The organism is Roseateles agri, from assembly GCF_034043675.1.
Classification (GTDB): Bacteria; Pseudomonadota; Gammaproteobacteria; order Burkholderiales; family Burkholderiaceae_C; genus KK5.
Genome location: NZ_JAXCLA010000003.1, coordinates 78,061 through 94,592, shown reverse-complemented (window position 1 = coordinate 94,592; position 16,532 = coordinate 78,061). Strand labels below are relative to the sequence as shown.

The 16,532-nt window shown below is 69.4% G+C and carries 13 protein-coding genes and 1 pseudogene; 10 read left to right on the top strand and 4 right to left on the bottom strand.

Annotated features, from left to right (window positions below; translation table 11 throughout):
• Nucleotides 1-16 precede the first annotated feature (16 nt).
• From SNE35_RS08520 to SNE35_RS08510, 3 genes and pseudogenes are all read left to right on the top strand, one after another.
• Nucleotides 17-979 carry an HlyD family secretion protein gene (locus SNE35_RS08520; protein WP_320422466.1) on the top strand — a complete coding sequence of 321 codons (963 nt, stop codon included), beginning with the start codon at nucleotides 17-19 and terminating at the stop codon, nucleotides 977-979.
• Nucleotides 976-1,638: pseudogene (locus SNE35_RS08515) on the top strand (ABC transporter ATP-binding protein); the annotation flags it as partial. The gene SNE35_RS08520 and the pseudogene SNE35_RS08515, both read left to right, overlap by 4 nt.
• Before the next feature lie 73 nt (nucleotides 1,639-1,711).
• The gene (locus tag SNE35_RS08510) at nucleotides 1,712-2,854 is read left to right on the top strand and encodes an ABC transporter permease (protein WP_320422465.1); all 1,143 of its coding nucleotides are present in this window, start codon (nucleotides 1,712-1,714) and stop codon (nucleotides 2,852-2,854) included.
• On the opposite strand, the gene SNE35_RS08505 is transcribed toward SNE35_RS08510, so the two are convergent.
• Nucleotides 2,839-3,756, bottom strand: coding sequence for a LysR family transcriptional regulator (locus tag SNE35_RS08505; protein ID WP_320422464.1), 918 nt, complete (start codon nucleotides 3,754-3,756; stop codon nucleotides 2,839-2,841). The two genes, SNE35_RS08510 and SNE35_RS08505, sit on opposite strands and share 16 nt — an antisense overlap.
• Nucleotides 3,757-3,860: 104 nt before the next feature.
• Here SNE35_RS08505 and SNE35_RS08500 point away from each other — a divergent pair, with 104 nt between their 5' ends.
• Nucleotides 3,861-4,877: an aldo/keto reductase gene (locus SNE35_RS08500; protein WP_320422463.1), complete on the top strand. Its 1,017-nt coding sequence runs from the start codon at nucleotides 3,861-3,863 to the stop codon at nucleotides 4,875-4,877.
• On the opposite strand, the gene sppA is transcribed toward SNE35_RS08500, so the two are convergent.
• The gene (gene sppA, locus SNE35_RS08495) at nucleotides 4,878-6,767 is read right to left on the bottom strand and encodes a signal peptide peptidase SppA (protein WP_320422462.1); all 1,890 of its coding nucleotides are present in this window, start codon (nucleotides 6,765-6,767) and stop codon (nucleotides 4,878-4,880) included. It abuts the gene before it with no gap.
• 97 nt (nucleotides 6,768-6,864) lie between these two features.
• Between sppA and SNE35_RS08490 the strand changes: the two genes are divergently transcribed.
• From SNE35_RS08490 to SNE35_RS08480, 3 genes are all read left to right on the top strand, one after another.
• On the top strand, nucleotides 6,865-8,508 hold the full coding sequence (locus SNE35_RS08490) for an FMN-binding glutamate synthase family protein (protein ID WP_320422461.1): 1,644 nt from the start codon (nucleotides 6,865-6,867) through the stop codon (nucleotides 8,506-8,508).
• 90 nt (nucleotides 8,509-8,598) lie between these two features.
• Complete coding sequence (locus SNE35_RS08485; RefSeq protein ID WP_320422460.1) at nucleotides 8,599-8,970, top strand: VOC family protein; 372 nt, start codon at nucleotides 8,599-8,601, stop codon at nucleotides 8,968-8,970.
• A 101-nt stretch (nucleotides 8,971-9,071) separates the two neighbouring features.
• Nucleotides 9,072-9,785, top strand: coding sequence for a hypothetical protein (locus tag SNE35_RS08480; protein ID WP_320422459.1), 714 nt, complete (start codon nucleotides 9,072-9,074; stop codon nucleotides 9,783-9,785).
• Here the strand turns inward: SNE35_RS08480 and SNE35_RS08475 are convergent.
• Nucleotides 9,725-10,357, bottom strand: coding sequence for a glutathione S-transferase family protein (locus SNE35_RS08475; RefSeq protein WP_320422458.1), 633 nt, complete (start codon nucleotides 10,355-10,357; stop codon nucleotides 9,725-9,727). The two genes, SNE35_RS08480 and SNE35_RS08475, sit on opposite strands and share 61 nt — an antisense overlap.
• Nucleotides 10,358-10,497: 140 nt before the next feature.
• Between SNE35_RS08475 and purB the strand changes: the two genes are divergently transcribed.
• Nucleotides 10,498-11,874: an adenylosuccinate lyase gene (gene purB, locus SNE35_RS08470; protein WP_320422457.1), complete on the top strand. Its 1,377-nt coding sequence runs from the start codon at nucleotides 10,498-10,500 to the stop codon at nucleotides 11,872-11,874.
• Between the two features lie 57 nt (nucleotides 11,875-11,931).
• On the top strand, nucleotides 11,932-14,826 hold the full coding sequence (locus tag SNE35_RS08465) for a DUF3857 domain-containing protein (protein ID WP_320422456.1): 2,895 nt from the start codon (nucleotides 11,932-11,934) through the stop codon (nucleotides 14,824-14,826).
• Nucleotides 14,827-15,055: 229 nt separating this feature from the next.
• Here SNE35_RS08465 and SNE35_RS08460 read toward each other — a convergent pair whose 3' ends face one another.
• Complete coding sequence (locus SNE35_RS08460) at nucleotides 15,056-15,565, bottom strand: GNAT family N-acetyltransferase (protein WP_320422455.1); 510 nt, start codon at nucleotides 15,563-15,565, stop codon at nucleotides 15,056-15,058.
• A gap of 63 nt (nucleotides 15,566-15,628) precedes the next feature.
• On the opposite strand from SNE35_RS08460, the gene pyrF reads away from it, so the two are divergent.
• Nucleotides 15,629-16,477, top strand: coding sequence for an orotidine-5'-phosphate decarboxylase (gene pyrF, locus SNE35_RS08455; RefSeq protein WP_320422454.1), 849 nt, complete (start codon nucleotides 15,629-15,631; stop codon nucleotides 16,475-16,477).
• The last annotated feature ends 55 nt before the right edge of the window (nucleotides 16,478-16,532 follow it).

Here is a 16,532-nt window from a genome sequence, read left to right as displayed (position 1 = left end):
GCCCAAGAATCGCTTCATGAAGAACAAGAACGCCCGCTGCGTCGCCGCTTCTCTGGCCCTGCTCGTGCTGGATGCCTGCGCGCCGAAGCCGCCGCCCGGGTGGTCGGGCTATGCCGAGGGCGAGACGGTCTACGTGGCGGCGCCGGTGGCCGGGCGCGTCGCCACCTTGAACGTCGCGGCCGGCGACACGGTGCAGGCCGCCCAGCCCCTGTTCACGCTCGATGCCACGCTGGAGCGCGCCGCCGATGCCGAGGCCCAGGCCCGTGCGCTGAGCGCCCAGGCCCAGGCTGAAGACACCGACAAGGGCCGGCGCCGCGAGGAGCTGGCGGTGTCGCAGGCGCAGCTGCGCCAGGCGATCACGCAGGCCGAGCAGGCGCGCGCCGAGCTGCGCCGCCGCGAGGGCCTGGCGCAGCAGGGTTTCATCGCGCCGGCGCAGGTGGACGATCAGGCACTGGCGCATCAGCAGGCCCAGGCCCGCGTGAACGAACTGCAGGCGGCGCTGGCCACCGCGAAGCTGCCCGCCCGCAGCGACCAGCGCGAGTCCGCCCGCGCGCTCGCCACCGCTGCGCAGAGCAGCCGCGCGCAGACCGAATGGAAGCTGCAGCAGACGCAGCAGGTGGCGCCGTCGAACGCGGCCGTCACCGATGTGTTCTACCGCCCCGGCGAATGGGTGGAGGCTGGCCAGCCGGTCGTCGCCCTGCTGCCGCCGGCCAACCGCAAGGCGCGCTTCTACGTGCCGCAGACCGAGCTGGGCAGCCTGAAGATGCAGCAGCAGGTGCGCCTGCAGTGCGACGGCTGCGGCGCGCCGATCGCGGCGAAGATCACCTTCATCGCCGCCCAGGCCGAATACACGCCGCCGGTGATCTATTCGAACGAGCAGCGATCGAAGCTCGTGTTCCTGGTTGAAGCGCGGCCGGTCGATGCGAAGGATGCGGAGCGGTTGCATCCCGGCCAGCCCTTGGATGTCCTTTCGCCATGAGCGATCTGGCGATCGACGTTAAGGGGCTCAGCAAGAGTTTCAACGGCCGCAAGGTCGTCGACGACGTCGACCTGCAAGTGGCCACCGGCCGCATCGTCGGCTTCCTCGGCCCCAACGGCAGCGGCAAGACGACGACGATGCGCATGCTTTGCGGCCTGCTGACACCCGATGCCGGCGAAGGCCGCTGCCTGGGCCTGGACTTCCGCAAGCAGGCCTTGGAGCTGAAGCGCCAGGTCGGCTACATGACGCAGAAGTTCGGGCTCTACGAAGACCTGTCGATCCGCCAGAACCTGGACTTCGTGGCGCGGCTCTTCGAGCTGCCGCAGCGCCGACAGGTCGTCGACCAGGCCCTGGAGCGCTTGGGCCTGAAGACCCGCCAGGAGCAGCTCGCCGGCTCGCTCTCCGGCGGCTGGAAGCAGCGGCTCGCGCTGGCCGCCTGCCTGCTGCACGACCCGAAGCTGCTGCTGCTGGACGAGCCCACCGCCGGCGTCGACCCGAAGGCGCGGCGCGAGTTCTGGGACCAGATCAAGCGCCTGGCCGGCGAGGGCATCACCGTGCTCGTCTCCACCCACTACATGGACGAGGCCGAGCGCTGCGACGAGCTGGTCTACATCGCCTACGGCAAGGTGCTGGCGCAGGGCACGCAGCAGCAGTTGATCGACAAGGTAGACGGCGCGAAGAACATCGAAGATGTCTTCGTCAAGCTGATCGACGCCGCGAAGGACAACTTCGATGGCGCGTGAACACCGCTTCTCCTGGGCGCGCATGCTGGCCATCTTCATCAAGGAATGCCAGCAGATGCTGCGCGACCGGCTGACCTTCGCGATGGCCGTCGGCGTGCCCATCGTCCAGCTGGTGCTGTTCGGCTATGCGATCAATACCGACCCGAAGGGCCTGCCGACGGTGGTGGTCAGCCAGGATCCGGGCCCGATGAGCCGCAGCCTCGTCGCCGCGCTGCAGACCAGCGGCTATTTCAAGATCGTGCAGACCGGTATTGGCGAGCGCGAGGCCGACGAGCTGCTGGCGCGCGGCGAGGTGCAGTTCGTCGTCGTCGTGCCCGCCGATTTCTCGCGCCGGCTGGTGCGCGGCGAGCGGCCCGCGCTGCTGGTGGCGGCCGATGCCACCGATCCGGCCGCCGCCGGCAACGCGCTGGCCGCGCTGCAGCAGCTCGGCGCGCAGGGCCTGGCGCGCGATCTGGTCGGGTCGCTGGCCGCCCTGCAGGCAAGACCCGACCCCTTCGAGCTGCGCCTGCAGCGCCGCTACAACCCTGAGGGTCTGTCGCGCTACAACATCGTGCCGGGCCTGATCGGCACGATCCTGACGATGACGATGGTGATGCTTACCGCGCTGGCGATGACGCGCGAGCGCGAGCGCGGCACGATGGAGAACCTGCTGGCCACGCCGGTGCGGCCCTTCGAGGTGATGATCGGCAAGATCCTGCCCTACGTCGTGCTCGGCTATGTGCAGCTGGGCGTCATCATGATCGCCGCCTGGGCGCTGTTCGCGGTGCCGATGATCGGCAGCCTCGCGCTGCTGCTGGCGATGATCGGCGTGTTCATGGTGGCCAACCTGGGCGTCGGCTTCACCTTCTCCACCCTGGCGCAGAACCAGCTGCAGGCGATGCAGCTCACGTTCTTCTTCTTCCTGCCCTCGATGCTGCTGAGCGGCTTCATGTTCCCGTTCCGCGGCATGCCGGAGTGGGCGCAGGTCATCGGCGAGGTGCTGCCGCTGACCCACTTCCTGCGCATCGTGCGCGGCATCATGCTCAAGGGCAACGGCTGGCAGGAATTGCTGCCGGAGCTGTGGCCGATGCTGGCCTTCCTGCTGGTGGCCGGCGCGGTGGCGATGCGGCGCTACCGTCAGACCCTGGACTGAGAGCTGATTTCGCCCACCACCTCCGCGATCAGGCCGCGCAGCCAGCGGTGGGCCGGATCGTTGCGGTAGCGGGCGTGCCAGCCCATCTCGATCGGGAAAGTGCCCAGGTCCACCGGTGTCGGCAGGATCTTCAGGCGCGGATCGCCGGCCAGCTGGCGGCAGATCAGCTTGGGCAAGGTCGCACAGTAGTCGGTCACCGCCACCATCTCCGGCATGGCCAGGAAGTGCGTCACCGACACGGCCACCTCGCGCTTCAGCCCTTCGCGTTGCAGCACCTGGAAGAGGCCCGCGCGCAGGCGCCCCGGCGGCAGCATGTTGACGTGCTTCAGCTGCTCGAACTGCTTCTTCGTGATGCGCTTGCCGGTGACGGTCGGATGGTCGGCGCGCACCATGCAGGCCAGGCCGTCGTCGCCCAGGTGCTGGACGACGAGGTTCTCCGGCGGGTCGATGAAGCGGCCCAGCGCCAGCGCCGTGGTGCCCGACATCACGCCGGTCTCGGCCAGGTCGGTGCCGTAGGGCGTGAGCCGCAGCGCGATGCCGGGCGCCTGCTCGCGCAGCCGCGCGACGATGGCCGGTACCAGCGCATATTCCGCGTAGCTGTTCGGCGCGATGGTGATCTGCTGATGGGCCTTCGCCGGGTCGAAGGCCTGCTGGCCCAGCACCAGCTCGTCCAGGCTGGCCAGCGCGGCGGCGATGGCCGGCGCCAGCTCCTGGGCCTTGGCCGTGGGCTGCATGCCGTAGCGCTCGCGCACGAACAGCGGGTCCTGCAGCATCGTGCGCAGCCGGGTCAGTGCGTTGGACAGGGCCGGCTGCGTGATGCCCAGCCGCTCGGCGGCGCGCGTGACGCTGCGCTCCTCCATCAAGGCCAGGAAGACCGGCAGCAGGTTCAGGTCGTAGCGCATCCAGTCATGCTCTCACATGAATATCTGGAATCCACCAAATAAATTGGATGAATTGATCCGCGGCGCCCATCATTCGTTCCATCAAACCCTCTGTGGAGAACGACATGAACCGCATCAAAGACCTGCTCCCCGGCCCGCTGGGCTTCGGCACCGCGCCGCTGGGCAATATGTTCCGCGACATCCCCGAGGCCGAGGCGCAGGCGACCGTGGACGCCGCCTGGAACGACGGCATCCGCTACTTCGACAACGCGCCCTTCTACGGCGCCGGCCTGGCCGAGCTGCGCATGGGCGAGGCGCTGGCCGACAAGCGGCGCGAGGACTACGTGATCAGCACCAAGGTCGGCCGGCTGATCCTCGACGAGGTCGAGGACGTCAGCGCGCGCGACCTGGGCGAGAAGGGCGACGTGTTCCGCCATGGCCGGCCCAACCGCATCGTCAACGACTACTCGGAGAGCGCTACCCTGCGCTCGATCGAGGACAGCCTGAAGCGCCTGAAGACCGACCGGCTGGACATCGTCTGGGTCCACGACGTGGCGCAGGACTTCTACGGCGACGAGTGGCTGGCCATGTTCGAGAGCGCGCGCAAGGGTGCCTTCAAGACGCTGGACCGGCTGCGCGACGAGGGCGTCATCAAGGCCTGGGGCCTGGGCGTCAACCGCGTGGAGCCGATCGAGCTGCTGCTGGCGCTGGAAGGGCCGCGTCCCGACGGTTTCCTGCTCGCCGGCCGCTACACCTTGCTGGACCACGAGCGGGCGCTGCAACGCGTGATGCCGCAGGTGGCCGAGCGCGGCCTGGGCATCGTCGTCGGCGGCCCGTACAGCTCCGGCGCCCTGGTGGGCGGCCCGAACTTCGAGTACGCGCCGGCCAAGCCGGAGATCTTTGCCAAGGTCGCGGCCATCAAGAAGATCGCCGACCGCCACGGCGTGAGCATGAAGTCCGCCGGCCTGCAGTTCGCGCTGGCGAACCCGGCGGTGGCGGCGGTGATCCCCGGCGCCAGCAAGCCCGGCCGCATCGCGGAGGACCGCGCGGCGCTCGATGCCGTGGTGCCGGTCGACTTCTGGCGCGAGCTGCGGGCGGAGAAGCTGGTCAGCGCGGCGGCGCCGCTGCCGGGCCAGGCCTGATCAGGGCACGGTGCACAGGCAGTGCACCGCCGCGGCGAAGGGCCGGCCGTCCGTTCGCGGCGCGGCCAGTTCCGCCAGCCAGGTCAGGTCCTGGCTGGCCTGCTGCAGCGCCACCGGCACCTTGGGCAGGGCGGCCACGCCCAGGCGCGCGCTCAGCGCGTCGACCATCGCCGGCGCCATCACGTCGCTGAGGCTGGCGAGCAGCCGCTCGCTGCGGCTCGGCTCGCGTTCCAGGTAGACGACGCGCGGCGTGGCGCCTTCGAGCTTGGCCAGCTTGCCGGCGGCCTTGAAGGCGTCGTCCAGGCTGCCGGTGCGGTCGATCAGGCCGCGCTCCAGTGCCTGTGCGCCGGTCCAGACGCGGCCCTGCGCGATGGCATCGATCTCGCCCACGGTCTTCTTGCGCGCCGCCGCGGCGCGGGTGGTGAACTCGTCGTAGATGCGGTTGATGCCCTGCTGCGCCACCTCGGCCATGCGCGGGTCCAGCGGGCGGCGCGGGTCATAGGCCTGGGACAGCCAGGTGGTCGTCGTGCCGCCGGTGTGCAGCGAGAGCTTGTCGAGCAGCTTGTCGGCCGTCGGCAGCATGCCGAAGACGCCGATCGAGCCGGTGATGCTGGCCGGGTCGGCGATGACCTGGTCGGCCGCCATCGAGATCCAGTAGCCGCCCGAGGCGGCCACGTCGCCCATCGAGATCACGACCGGCTTGCCGGCCTTGCGCGCCAGTTCCAGCTCGCGGCGGATGATCTCGCTGGCGAAGGGGCTGCCGCCGGGCGAATTGACGCGCAGCACGATGGCCTTCGCGTGCTCGTCCTCGCGGGCCTGGCGGATCAGCCGGGCGGTGGAATCGCCGCCGATGCTGCCGGGGCCGGCCTCGCCGTCGCTGATCGCGCCCTCGGCCACGACGACGCTGACGTAGTCCGGCGGCGGGATGGCGGCATCGGGCTTCAGGTAGGCCTCGTACTGGCCGAAGCTCAGGTGGCGGTAGTTCTTGCCGTCGTCGGTCTTGGCGCCGCGGGCCATCAGCAGCTCGCGCATCTCGTCGCGGGTCTTGATGCCGTCCACCAGCTTTTGCTGCAGCGCGAGCTGCGCGGTGTCGCCCTTGACGGCGGCGAGCTGCTGCGGGAGCTGCTCGATGTCGCTGTCGATGCGACCCTTGGGCAGCTTGCGGGCGGTCTCGATGGCGCTGGTGAAGCCGCTCCACAGCTCGCCGTAGAGCGCACCGTCGGCCTCCAGCGTGGCCTTGGACGGGCCGTTGGTGAAGTAGGGCTCGGCCGCGTTCTTGTACATGCCCACGCGCAGCACGTTGGCGCTGACGCCCAGGCGGTCCAGCGCGTCCTTGTAGTAGGTGCGGTAGCCGCCGAAGCCGGTCAGGTTCACGCCGCCCATCGGGTGCATGTAGATCTCGTTGGCCTGCGCGGCGAGGAAGTAGGCGCGCTGGCTGTAGGCGTCGCCATAGGCCAGCACCGGCTTGCCGCTGGCCTTGAAGCGCTGGATGCCGGCGGCCACCTCGTGCAGGCCGGCGAGGCCGGCGCCGGCCAGGTCGTCCAGGTCCAGCACGAGCATCGAGATCTTGTCGTCCTTGGCGGCGCCGTCGAGCGTGCGCAGCACGTCGCGCAGGCGGGTCTGGTGCGGCAAGGTGGAGCCGCGCAGCTCGGCGATGGCCTGCTCGCGCGCGGTGCCGGCGAACTGCTCGACCAGCTGGCCGCTGAGGTCCAGCACCAGCGCGGTCTTCGGCTGCAGCGGCTTCGGGCCGCGGTGGATGATGGCGAAGACGAAGGCGACGATGATCGCCAGCAGCAGCAGGTTCAGGATCGCGCGTCGTATCCCGTCGAGCAGCCACCAGGTGCGTGAGAAAAGCCAGCCGATCGGCCGGAAGGCGCTCTTGATGCTCATCGGGTTCCCTGCGTTGTGTGCGCAAAGATTGTGCAGCATCATCCGCGCGACCTTCCGAAGGTCATACTCCGGCGACAGAACATAGAAGGGGACCGCCATGCAGGCATGGCTGCGGCACATCGACCGCCAATTTCCGTTGCGCTACTCGACCTGGCTGCTGTGCGCGCTGCTCTTCATCTTCTTCGCGGTGGGCTTCGCGCTGCGCCGCGTCGATGCGCTGGGGCTGCTCGTGTTCGGCGGGCTCACCTACCTGGGCTGGGTCGATTCGCGCCAGACCAAGCGCTCGATCCTGCGCAACTACCCGGTGATCGGCCATGTGCGCTTCCTGCTGGAGTACATCCGGCCGGAGATGCGCCAGTATTTTCTGGAGAGCGACAACGAGGCCGCGCCCTTCTCGCGCCAGCAGCGCTCGCTGGTCTACCAGCGCGCCAAGGGCGACCCGGACAAGCGGCCCTTCGGCACGCAGCTGGACACGGCGGCCAACGGCTACGAGTGGATCAACCACTCGGTGGTGCCGACGAAACTGCCCACGCACGATTTCCGCATCATCATCGGCGGCGAGCGTCGGCAGCCCTACTCCGCGAGCATCTTCAACATCTCGGCGATGAGCTTCGGCGCGCTCAGCGCCAACGCGATCCTGGCGCTGAACTCCGGCGCCAAGCGCGGCAACTTCGCGCACGACACCGGCGAGGGCTCGATCAGCGTCCACCACCGCAAGCATGGCGGCGACCTGATCTGGGAGATCGGCTCCGGCTACTTCGGCTGCCGCAACGTCGACGGCACGTTCAGCGCCGAGAAGTTCCAGGAGACCGCGGTGGACCCGCAGGTCAAGATGATCGAGCTCAAGCTCAGCCAGGGCGCCAAGCCGGGTCATGGCGGCGTGCTGCCCGGCCCGAAGGTGACGGCCGAGATCGCCGCGGCGCGTGGCGTGAAGATCGGCGAGGACTGCATCTCGCCGGCCTCGCACAGCGCCTTCTCCACGCCGATCGAGATGATGGAATTCATCGACCGGCTGCGCAATCTCTCCGGCGGCAAGCCCACCGGCTTCAAGCTCTGCATTGGCCATCCGTGGGAATGGTTCGCGATGGCCAAGGCGATGCAACTCACCGGCATCACGCCGGACTTCATCGTCATCGACGGCGCCGAGGGCGGCACCGGCGCCGCGCCGCTGGAGTTCACCGACCACGTCGGCGCGCCGCTGCAGGAAGGGCTGCTGCTGGTCCACAACACGCTGGTGGGCCTGAGCCTGCGCGACAAGATCAAGCTCGGCTGCGCCGGCAAGGTCGTCAGTGCCTTCGACATCGCGCGGATGATGGCGCTGGGCGCCGACTGGTGCAATTCCGCGCGCGGCTTCATGTTCGCGCTGGGCTGCATCCAGGCCCAGGGCTGCCACACCGGCCATTGCCCGACCGGGGTGACGACGCAGGACCCGCACCGCCAGCAGGCGCTGGTCGTGCCCGACAAGGCCGAGCGCGTGTACCGCTTCCACGAGGAGACGCTGAAGGCGCTGCAGGAGCTCGTGCAGGCCTCGGGCCTGGAGCACCCGGGCGACATCACCGCCTCGCACATCGTGCAGCGCACCGGCCGGCATGAAGTGAAGCTGCTGGCCAACCTGGTGCCCTTCGTGAAGCCCGGTGCGCTGCTGGCCGGCGAGCTGCCGCTGAACGTGTTCCAGGTCTACTGGCCGCTGGCCGATGCGGGCAGCTTCGCGCCGCAGGGGCCGGTGGGCGTGCCGAGTTAAGGGACCGCTGATCCGGTAGAACCCGCACAGGCAGCGGCGGGGAAATGTGGCAACCTTTTCGCTCATCGTTGTTGGGCAAGGAGATACGCCATGAGCCATCGCTTCGTCTGGATCGACATCCCCGTGCTGGACCTCGACCGCGCCGTCGCCTTCTACTCGGCCGTGTTCGGCGAGCCGGTGCGCATCGAGACCGGCCCGGGCTTCCGCTTCGGCCTGATCCCGCACAGCGGGGATGACGTTGCCGGCTGCCTCTACGTACCCAGCGACGACAACAAACCCTGCCCCAACGGCGCGCTGGTCTACCTCAACGCCGACGGCCGCATGGCCCAGGCCGAGGCCGCGGTGGCCGCCCATGGCGGCAAGGTGCTGCAGCCCAGCCACAAGATCGGCCCGCACGGCTGGCGCTCGGTGGTCTTGGACAGCGAAGGCAACCGCATCGCCTTGCACTCGATGACACCGTAGCCGGGGGACGCCCGCTCGCGGGGTTGTGCGCTCGCGGGGGCTGAGCACAATCGCGCCACCTGTTCCGGTGACCACGCGACGTCCGCCCCCGCTTTCCTTTCATGCCTTCCGTCTTCCTGCTGCGCCGTTGCCGGCCGGCCCTGCAAAAGTCGCGCGCCGAGGTGGCGCGCCTGGCGGGCTGGTGGGTCTGCGGCGAGAGCGAACGGGTTCGCGAAGCCGGTGGCCCGATCGCCGCGGCGCGGCCCGACATCGTCGCCTGCGACCTGCGCCTGCTGGACGGCCATGCCAGCCGTCTCCTCTTCGAACTGCGCCGCTGGACCGAACGGCCGGCGGTGCTGCTGCTGAGCACCAGCGCGGAAGACCTGCGGCTGTTCGACGCGCTTGCCGCCGGCGCGGGCAGCTATGTCGCCGATACCGGCGATGGCCAGGGCCTCAGCACCGGCCTGCGCATGCTGGCCGACCGCCGGGCGCCGATGACGCCGCAGATCGCGCAGCGCGCGCTGGCGGCCTTCGGCCTGACGCGCAGCCGCCTGGCGATTGCCCAGAATCCCGCCGCCGGCGAAGACCTGACCCCCACCGGTCGCGGCCTCAGCAGCGCGGATCATCACCTGCTGAGCCTGCTGGCGCAGGGCTGGCTGCTCACCGAGATCGGGGAGCGCTGGCTGCTGAGCGTGGCCGAGGTCGAGCAGCGCCTGTGGCGCATCTACACGCGGCTGCACCAGGTGCCGGCGCTGCCAGCGGTGGATCAGCTCGATCAGTTGGCGGAAGGCGGCGCCGTGTCGACGAAGCTCTGGCGCGCGGCGAGCTTCTCGTAGTGCTTGGCCAGGTTCGGCTGGTCGGTGCGCCAGTCGATGTCCGGGAAGCGGAAATCCATGTAGCTCAAGGCGCAGCCGACCGAGATGTCGGCCAGCGAGAAGTGGTTGCCGGAGCACCAGTTCTTGTCACCGAGGCCCTGGCTCATCGCCTGCACGGCGGCGTGGACCTTGCGCATCTGGCGCTCGACCCAGGCTTCGCTGCGCTCCTGCTCCTGGCGGCCGGACCAGGTCTGCTCCAGCCGGGCGAGGATGGCGGCGTCCATCACGCCGTCAGCCAGCGCTTCCCAGGTGCGCACCTCGGTGCGCTCGCGGCCGCGTTCGGGGATCAGCCGGCCCACTGGCGACAGCGTGTCCACGTACTCGCAGATGACGCGTGAATCGAACACGGCGCCGGTGATCGAGTCCTGGCCTTCCATCACCAGGCAAGGCACCTTGCCAAGCGGGTTCATCTTCAGGATCGCGTCGCTGGCCCAGACGTCTTCGAGCACGAACTGGTAGTCGAGCTTCTTCTCCGCCATCACGACCCGCACCTTGCGGACGTAGGGACTGGTGAATGATCCGATTAGTTTCATGCTGGGGTGATCTCATCGTCCCTGGGTGGCCCAGGCTCGTCGGGATTCTAGCCATTGGCCCGGCGGGCTCCGGTCAAAGAAGGGGCGACGATTTAGGCCCCGCTAAAATCACGGGTTAGCCCTTATCCCGAGCTCTCCACATGAACGTCGTCCCCCTCTCCAGCCTCAGTGCCCTCTCGCCGCTGGACGGCCGCTACGCCTCGCGCGTGGCCGCGTTGCGCCCCCTGCTGTCCGAGTTCGGACTGATGCACCGCCGCGTGCAGGTGGAGGTGGAGTGGTTCATCGCGCTGTCGGATTGCGGCTTCGCCGAGTTCAAGCCGCTGTCGGAAGCCGCGCGTGGCCTGCTGCGCAGCATCGTCACCCGCTTCTCCGAGGCCGACGCCCAGGCGATCAAGGACATCGAGAAGACCACCAACCACGACGTCAAGGCGGTCGAGTACTGGCTGAAGTCGCGCTTCGAGGCGAATGCCGAGCTGAAGGCCGCCGGCGAGTTCGTCCACTTCGCATGCACCAGCGAAGACATCAACAACACCAGCCACGGCCTGATGCTGAAGGCCGCGCGCGCCGAGGTGCTGCTGCCGACGATCGACAAGATCGTCACCAAGCTCACCGACATGGCCCGCACCCTGGCCGCCGTGCCGATGCTCAGCCGCACCCACGGCCAGACCGCCAGCCCGACCACCGTCGGCAAGGAGATCGCCAACGTCGTCGCGCGTCTGGCGCAGGCGCGCAGCCGCATCGCCGATGTCAAGCTGCTGGCCAAGATGAACGGCGCCGTCGGCAACTACAACGCCCACCTGAGCGCCTGGCCGGAGTACGACTGGGAAGCCTTCAGCCAGCGCGTGATCGAAGGCGCGCTGGGCCTGACCTTCAACCCGTACACGATCCAGATCGAGCCGCACGACTACATGGCCGAGCTGTTCGATGCGGTGACCCGCACCAACACGATCCTGATCGACTGGTCGCGTGACGTCTGGGGCTATGTGTCGCTGGGCTACTTCAAGCAGCGCACCAAGGCCGGCGAGATCGGCAGCTCGACGATGCCGCACAAGGTCAACCCGATCGACTTCGAGAACGCCGAGGGCAATTTCGGCCTGGCCAATGCGCTGCTGACCCACCTGAGCCAGAAGCTGCCGATCAGCCGCTGGCAGCGCGACCTGACCGACTCGACGGTGCTGCGCAATATGGGTGTGGCGCTGGGCTATGCGGTGCTCGGCTACGACTCGCTGCTGAAGGGCCTGGACAAGCTGGAGATCAACGAGGCCGCGCTGGCCGCCGACCTCGACTCCGCCTGGGAAGTGCTGGCCGAGCCGATCCAGACCGTGATGCGCCGCTACGCGCTGCCCAACCCCTACGAGCGCCTGAAGGAGCTGACCCGCGGCAAGGCGATCACGCGCGAGGCGATCGCCCAGTTCATCGACACGCTGGAACTGCCCGAGGCCGAGAAGGCCCGCCTGCGCGAGCTGACGCCGGGCAACTACACCGGCCGCGCCGAGAGCCTCGCCAAGAGGATCTGAACGACCTGACCCCGCGCTCGCTAAACTCCCCGCGCAAAACATCGGGGAGTTCCGAGCGTGACGATCACCGCATCCAGGACGCAGCGCGGCCTGCTGGCCTTGTGTTCATTGAGCCTGGCCGCGGGCCTGGCGATGGCTCAGGTCCCCGCGAAACCGGCGCCCAAGCCCGCGCCGGCCAAGGCGCCGGCCACCAAGGCCGCGGCGCCCGAGGGCTACTCGGTGGCGCCGGCACCTGCGTGGGTCGCCCCGCAATCGCCTGACCCGTCGATCACGCTGCCCGCCGCGCCGGTGCAGGTGCTGCTGATGGATCACCAGACCCGCGTCGATCCGGCCGGCGGCACCTGGCGCTACCAGCACGCGGTGCGCCAGATCACTGACAGCGCCGGCCTGCAGCAGGGCTCGCAGATCCAGGTCGACTTCGACCCGTCCTACCAGCGCCTGGTCTTCCACCGGTTGGAGATCTGGCGCGAGGGCAAGCGCATCGACAAGCTCGCCGACCGCAAGCTCGTCAAGCTGCTGCACCGCGAGCCCAATCTGGAGCGCCAGATGGTCGACGGCCGCATGACCGCCTCCGTCGTGCTGGACGACCTGCGCGTCGGCGACCGCATCGAATGGGCCGCCTCGCTGGTCGGCGACAACCCGGTGTTCGACGGCAAGTTCGTCGACCAGGAATGGACCAGCGCCAGCCTCGGCCCGGTCGGCCTCGTCAACGTGCGGCTGCTGGCGCCGGCGGCGCGCGAGATCCGGCACCGGGAGCGGACGGCGCTGGGCATCGAGGTCGCCCAGCAGACGACGAAGGACGGCTGGCGCGAGACCACCTTCCGCCGCCGCGCCGTGGCGCAGTTCCACTACGACCCGCTGCTGCCGCCGGGCGAGATGCTGGCCGACCAGATCGAGTTCAGCGAATTCGCCGACTGGGCCGACGTGGCCGCCTGGGCCCAGCGCCTGTTCGCCAAGGCGGGCGCCAGTAGCGACGCGCTGGCAGCGCAGGCCGAGGCGATCCGCGCGAAGGCGCAGGCCGCGGGCCGCGACACGCCGGAGGAACGCCTGCGCCTGGCGCTCGATTTCGTGCAGCGCGACATCCGCTACTTCGGCACCGAGATGGGCGCCAACTCGCACCAGCCAGCCACGGCCGACACGGTGCTGAAGCAGCGCTTCGGCGACTGCAAGGACAAGGCCGCGCTGCTCGTCAACCTGCTCAAGCAGCTGGACATCGAGGCCGCCCCGGTGCTCGTCTCTGCCTATGCGCGCGATGCGGTGCAGGCCCGGCTGCCCAGCCCGCTGGCCTTCGACCATGCGATCGCCACCGTCACCCTGCCCGGCACCGATACGCCGCTGTGGCTCGACGGCACGCGCGGCCAGCAGAGCGGCGCGCCGCAGACGCGCCAGAGCTACGGCCTGGGCCGCGGCCTCATCGCGCGCAGCGGGGTCACGGCGCTCAGCACGATGCCGCCTGCCCGCGAGGCGCTGCGCAGCGAGACCACCGCCACCCTGCGCTTCCCGCGCCTGGCCGAGGAAGGCAGCTTCGAGAGCGTCACCGTCTATCACGGCGAGATGGCGGAATGGCTGCGTGCCGCGCGCGACAGCATGCCGGCCGAGGAACTGCAGAAGGCGCTGATCGGCGAGATCTCGCGCGCCTGGCCTTCGTTCAGCCAGCAGGGGCAGGCGCTGATCGAGGAGGTCGACGGCAGCAATGCGCTGAAGGTGAGCTTGCGCTTCGGCACTGGCGCGAACTACTGGCGCTTCCCCGACAAGCGCACGCTGGTCGGCGACTTCATCCTGCTGGACCTGATCGTGCCGCTGCGCCTGCCGAACCAGACGCCCCGCACCGAGGCGATGCAGATCGGCGGGCCGGGTCGTTACCTCTACAAGCTGCGCTTCGAGTTCGGCGAGGATGCCTTCGCGCCGCCCAGCGCCGGCAACGGGACGGGCCGCTTCGACGAGACCAACGACTGGTTCGCGCTGCATCTGCGCTATGCCTCTGCGGCTCGTTCGCAGCAGGTCGACGGCGAGCTGGCGCTGAATGCCGACGAGATCGCCGCCGGCAAGTGGAGCGCCTACCGCGACAAGCTGACCAAGGTGCTGCCGCGCCTGGGCTCGGCGCTGACGGTGCCGGCGCTCGCGCCGGCGCAACTCGCGGGCCTGCGCAAGTCGCTCGACGAGCTGGGCGACAGCATCAAGCGCGGTACCGTCAAGGTGACGACGGCCGAGCAGGTGTCCGTGCGCACCAGGCTGCTGATCGCCGACCGCGAGCTGGAGGCCAACCGCCTGCCGCCGAAGCCGCGCGCCCAGGTGCTGCAGGAACGCGGCGTCCAGCTCGACCTGCTGGGCCTGCCCGACGGCGGCAAGCTCGCCTTCGAGGAGGCGCTGAAGCTCGACCCCGACAACGCCGAGATCCACGGCGCGCTGGCCGCCAATGCGCTGATGCGCCGCCAGGATGCCGAGGCCGTCGAGCACGCCGACCGCGCGCTGGCGCTGGCGCCGAGCGACACCGGCCCGCGCTACACCCGCGTCTGGGCCAACTACTTCGGCAACCAGCTGCCTGCCGCGCGCGACGAGCTGAAGGACATCCTGCAGACGAGCCCCGCCGAGGTCGAACGCAGCTACGGCGGCATCTGGCTCTACTTGGTGTCGCGCCGGCTCGGCGACGAGGCCGGTGCCCAGGCCGTGCAGCCGCCCAGCGACAGCCAGCCGGCCTGGCCTTATGCGGTGCTGCAGCTGATGCAGGGCCGGCTCGACCTCGATGGCGCGCTGGTCGCCGCCCGCGAGGATGCCAAGGCCCGCCCCGGCCGCGAATGCGAGCTGTACTTCTACGCCGCACAGAAGGCCCTGGCCGACCAGGACCTCGCCAAGGCGCGCGGCTACCTGCGCAAGAGCCTGGACACCGGCGTCGTCGAGTTCAACGAGTACTCGATGGCCAAGCGCGAGCTGGAGCGGATCGGCACGCGCTGAGATGGTGCCCCTCGCCCAGGTTTGCCCCGCTGAACGCGGGCAAGCCTGGTCGGTCCCCCGAGGGGAGCGAGCCCGGACACAAACAGTCCGGGGGACTGTTTGTGCCTGGCGAGCGCCGTTGGCCCTGGCCAATGGCGGCGATGCTTGTGGCATCGAGCCGCAAGCATCGCCAGCGCGGGCCGGCTTGGGGCGGCCCGGCGCTCGGCCCGAATACGCCCTGCATCCACGGTCAGAAGTCGATCGAGAACACCCGGGTCAGGCGCTCCTCGCCCTCCAGCACCCGCGTGTCCTCGTAGGTCAGGCCGATCGCTTCCAGCACGCCGGCCGAGGCCGCGTTGTCCGGCCCGGTGATCGCCAGCACGCGCCGCAGGCCCAGCACCCGGTGGGCGTAGTCCAGGCAGGCCGCCGCGGCTTCGCGCGCGTAGCCCTGGCCCCAGAAGGCCGGTAGGAAGGCGTAGCCGATGTCGACGGCCGGCAGCGTGTCGCGCTTGACCAGGCCGCACATGCCCATCAGCGCTCCATCGGCGCGGCGCTCCACCGCCCAGAAGCCGAAGCCCTGCTTCTCGTAATTGCCGATCAGCCGCTCGCGGATCCAGGTGCGCGCGTCGTCCAAGGTGTGGACGTTGCGCTGGCCGATGTTGGCGATCCACGAGGGTTCGTTCAGCAGCTTCAGGATGAAGGGCGCGTCGGCCTCGGCATACCAGCGCAGGCGCAGTCTCTCGGTTTCGAGCACGAGCATGATGACGAAGGTCGTGTTTTCAAAACCCGGACAATACGGCACTTCACGCCTGCCAGAACAATCATGAACTTCATCCAGCAACTGCATGCCGCAGAGCGGCTCAACGACTCGCTGCTCTGCGTGGGCCTGGATCCCGAACCGTCCAAATTCCCCGGCGCCTGGAAGAACGATCCCTCGCGCATCTACGACTTCTGCGCCGCCATCGTCGACGCGACCAAGGACCTGGTGATCGCGTTCAAGCCGCAGATCGCCTACTTCGCCGCCAACGGCGCCGAGGACCAGCTCGAACGGCTGATGGCCCACATCAAGCGCGTGGCGCCGCAGGTGCCGGTGATCCTCGACGCCAAGCGCGGCGACATCGGTTCCACCGCCGAGCAGTACGCCCGCGAGGCCTTCGTGCGCTACCAGGCCGACGCGGTGACCCTGTCGCCCTTCATGGGCTTCGACACCATCGAGCCCTACCTGCGCTACCCCGACAAGGGCGTGATCGTGCTGTGCCGCACGTCGAACCCGGGCGGCAGCGACTGGCAGAACCAGCGCCTGGCCGACGTGCCGGGCCAGCCACGCCTGTACGAGCACCTGGCCGCGCAGGCGCAGTCGGCCTGGAACACCAACGGGCAGCTGGCCCTGGTCGTCGGCGCCACCTTCCCTGGCGAGATCGCCCGTGTGCGCGAACTGGCGCCTACGCTGCCGCTGCTGATCCCCGGCATCGGCGCGCAGGGCGGCGACGCGGACGCCACCGTCAAGGCCGGCTGGCGCGGCGACGCGCAGGGCACCACCGGGCCGATCATCGTCAGCTCCTCGCGGGCGGTGCTGTATGCCAGCGCGGGCGATGACTTCGCTGCCGCCGCGCGCCGCGTGGCGCAGCAGACGCGGGCGCAGCTGAACGCTGCCAAGCCTCGGTCCGCATAGTCCGAACGGGCGATGTCCGCCTGTTTCGTTGCTCGCACGCCAGCGCGGGATTGCG

Coding starts and splice junctions, on each gene's coding strand:
- SNE35_RS08520 (WP_320422466.1), top strand. CDS start 17: ATGAAGAACAAGAACGCCCGCTGCGTCGCCGCTTCTCTGGCCCTGCTC.
- SNE35_RS08510 (WP_320422465.1), top strand. CDS start 1,712: ATGGCGCGTGAACACCGCTTCTCCTGGGCGCGCATGCTGGCCATCTTC.
- SNE35_RS08505 (WP_320422464.1), bottom strand. CDS start 3,756: ATGCGCTACGACCTGAACCTGCTGCCGGTCTTCCTGGCCTTGATGGAG.
- SNE35_RS08500 (WP_320422463.1), top strand. CDS start 3,861: ATGAACCGCATCAAAGACCTGCTCCCCGGCCCGCTGGGCTTCGGCACC.
- sppA (WP_320422462.1), bottom strand. CDS start 6,767: ATGAGCATCAAGAGCGCCTTCCGGCCGATCGGCTGGCTTTTCTCACGC.
- SNE35_RS08490 (WP_320422461.1), top strand. CDS start 6,865: ATGCAGGCATGGCTGCGGCACATCGACCGCCAATTTCCGTTGCGCTAC.
- SNE35_RS08485 (WP_320422460.1), top strand. CDS start 8,599: ATGAGCCATCGCTTCGTCTGGATCGACATCCCCGTGCTGGACCTCGAC.
- SNE35_RS08480 (WP_320422459.1), top strand. CDS start 9,072: ATGCCTTCCGTCTTCCTGCTGCGCCGTTGCCGGCCGGCCCTGCAAAAG.
- SNE35_RS08475 (WP_320422458.1), bottom strand. CDS start 10,357: ATGAAACTAATCGGATCATTCACCAGTCCCTACGTCCGCAAGGTGCGG.
- purB (WP_320422457.1), top strand. CDS start 10,498: ATGAACGTCGTCCCCCTCTCCAGCCTCAGTGCCCTCTCGCCGCTGGAC.
- SNE35_RS08460 (WP_320422455.1), bottom strand. CDS start 15,565: ATGCTCGTGCTCGAAACCGAGAGACTGCGCCTGCGCTGGTATGCCGAG.
- pyrF (WP_320422454.1), top strand. CDS start 15,629: ATGAACTTCATCCAGCAACTGCATGCCGCAGAGCGGCTCAACGACTCG.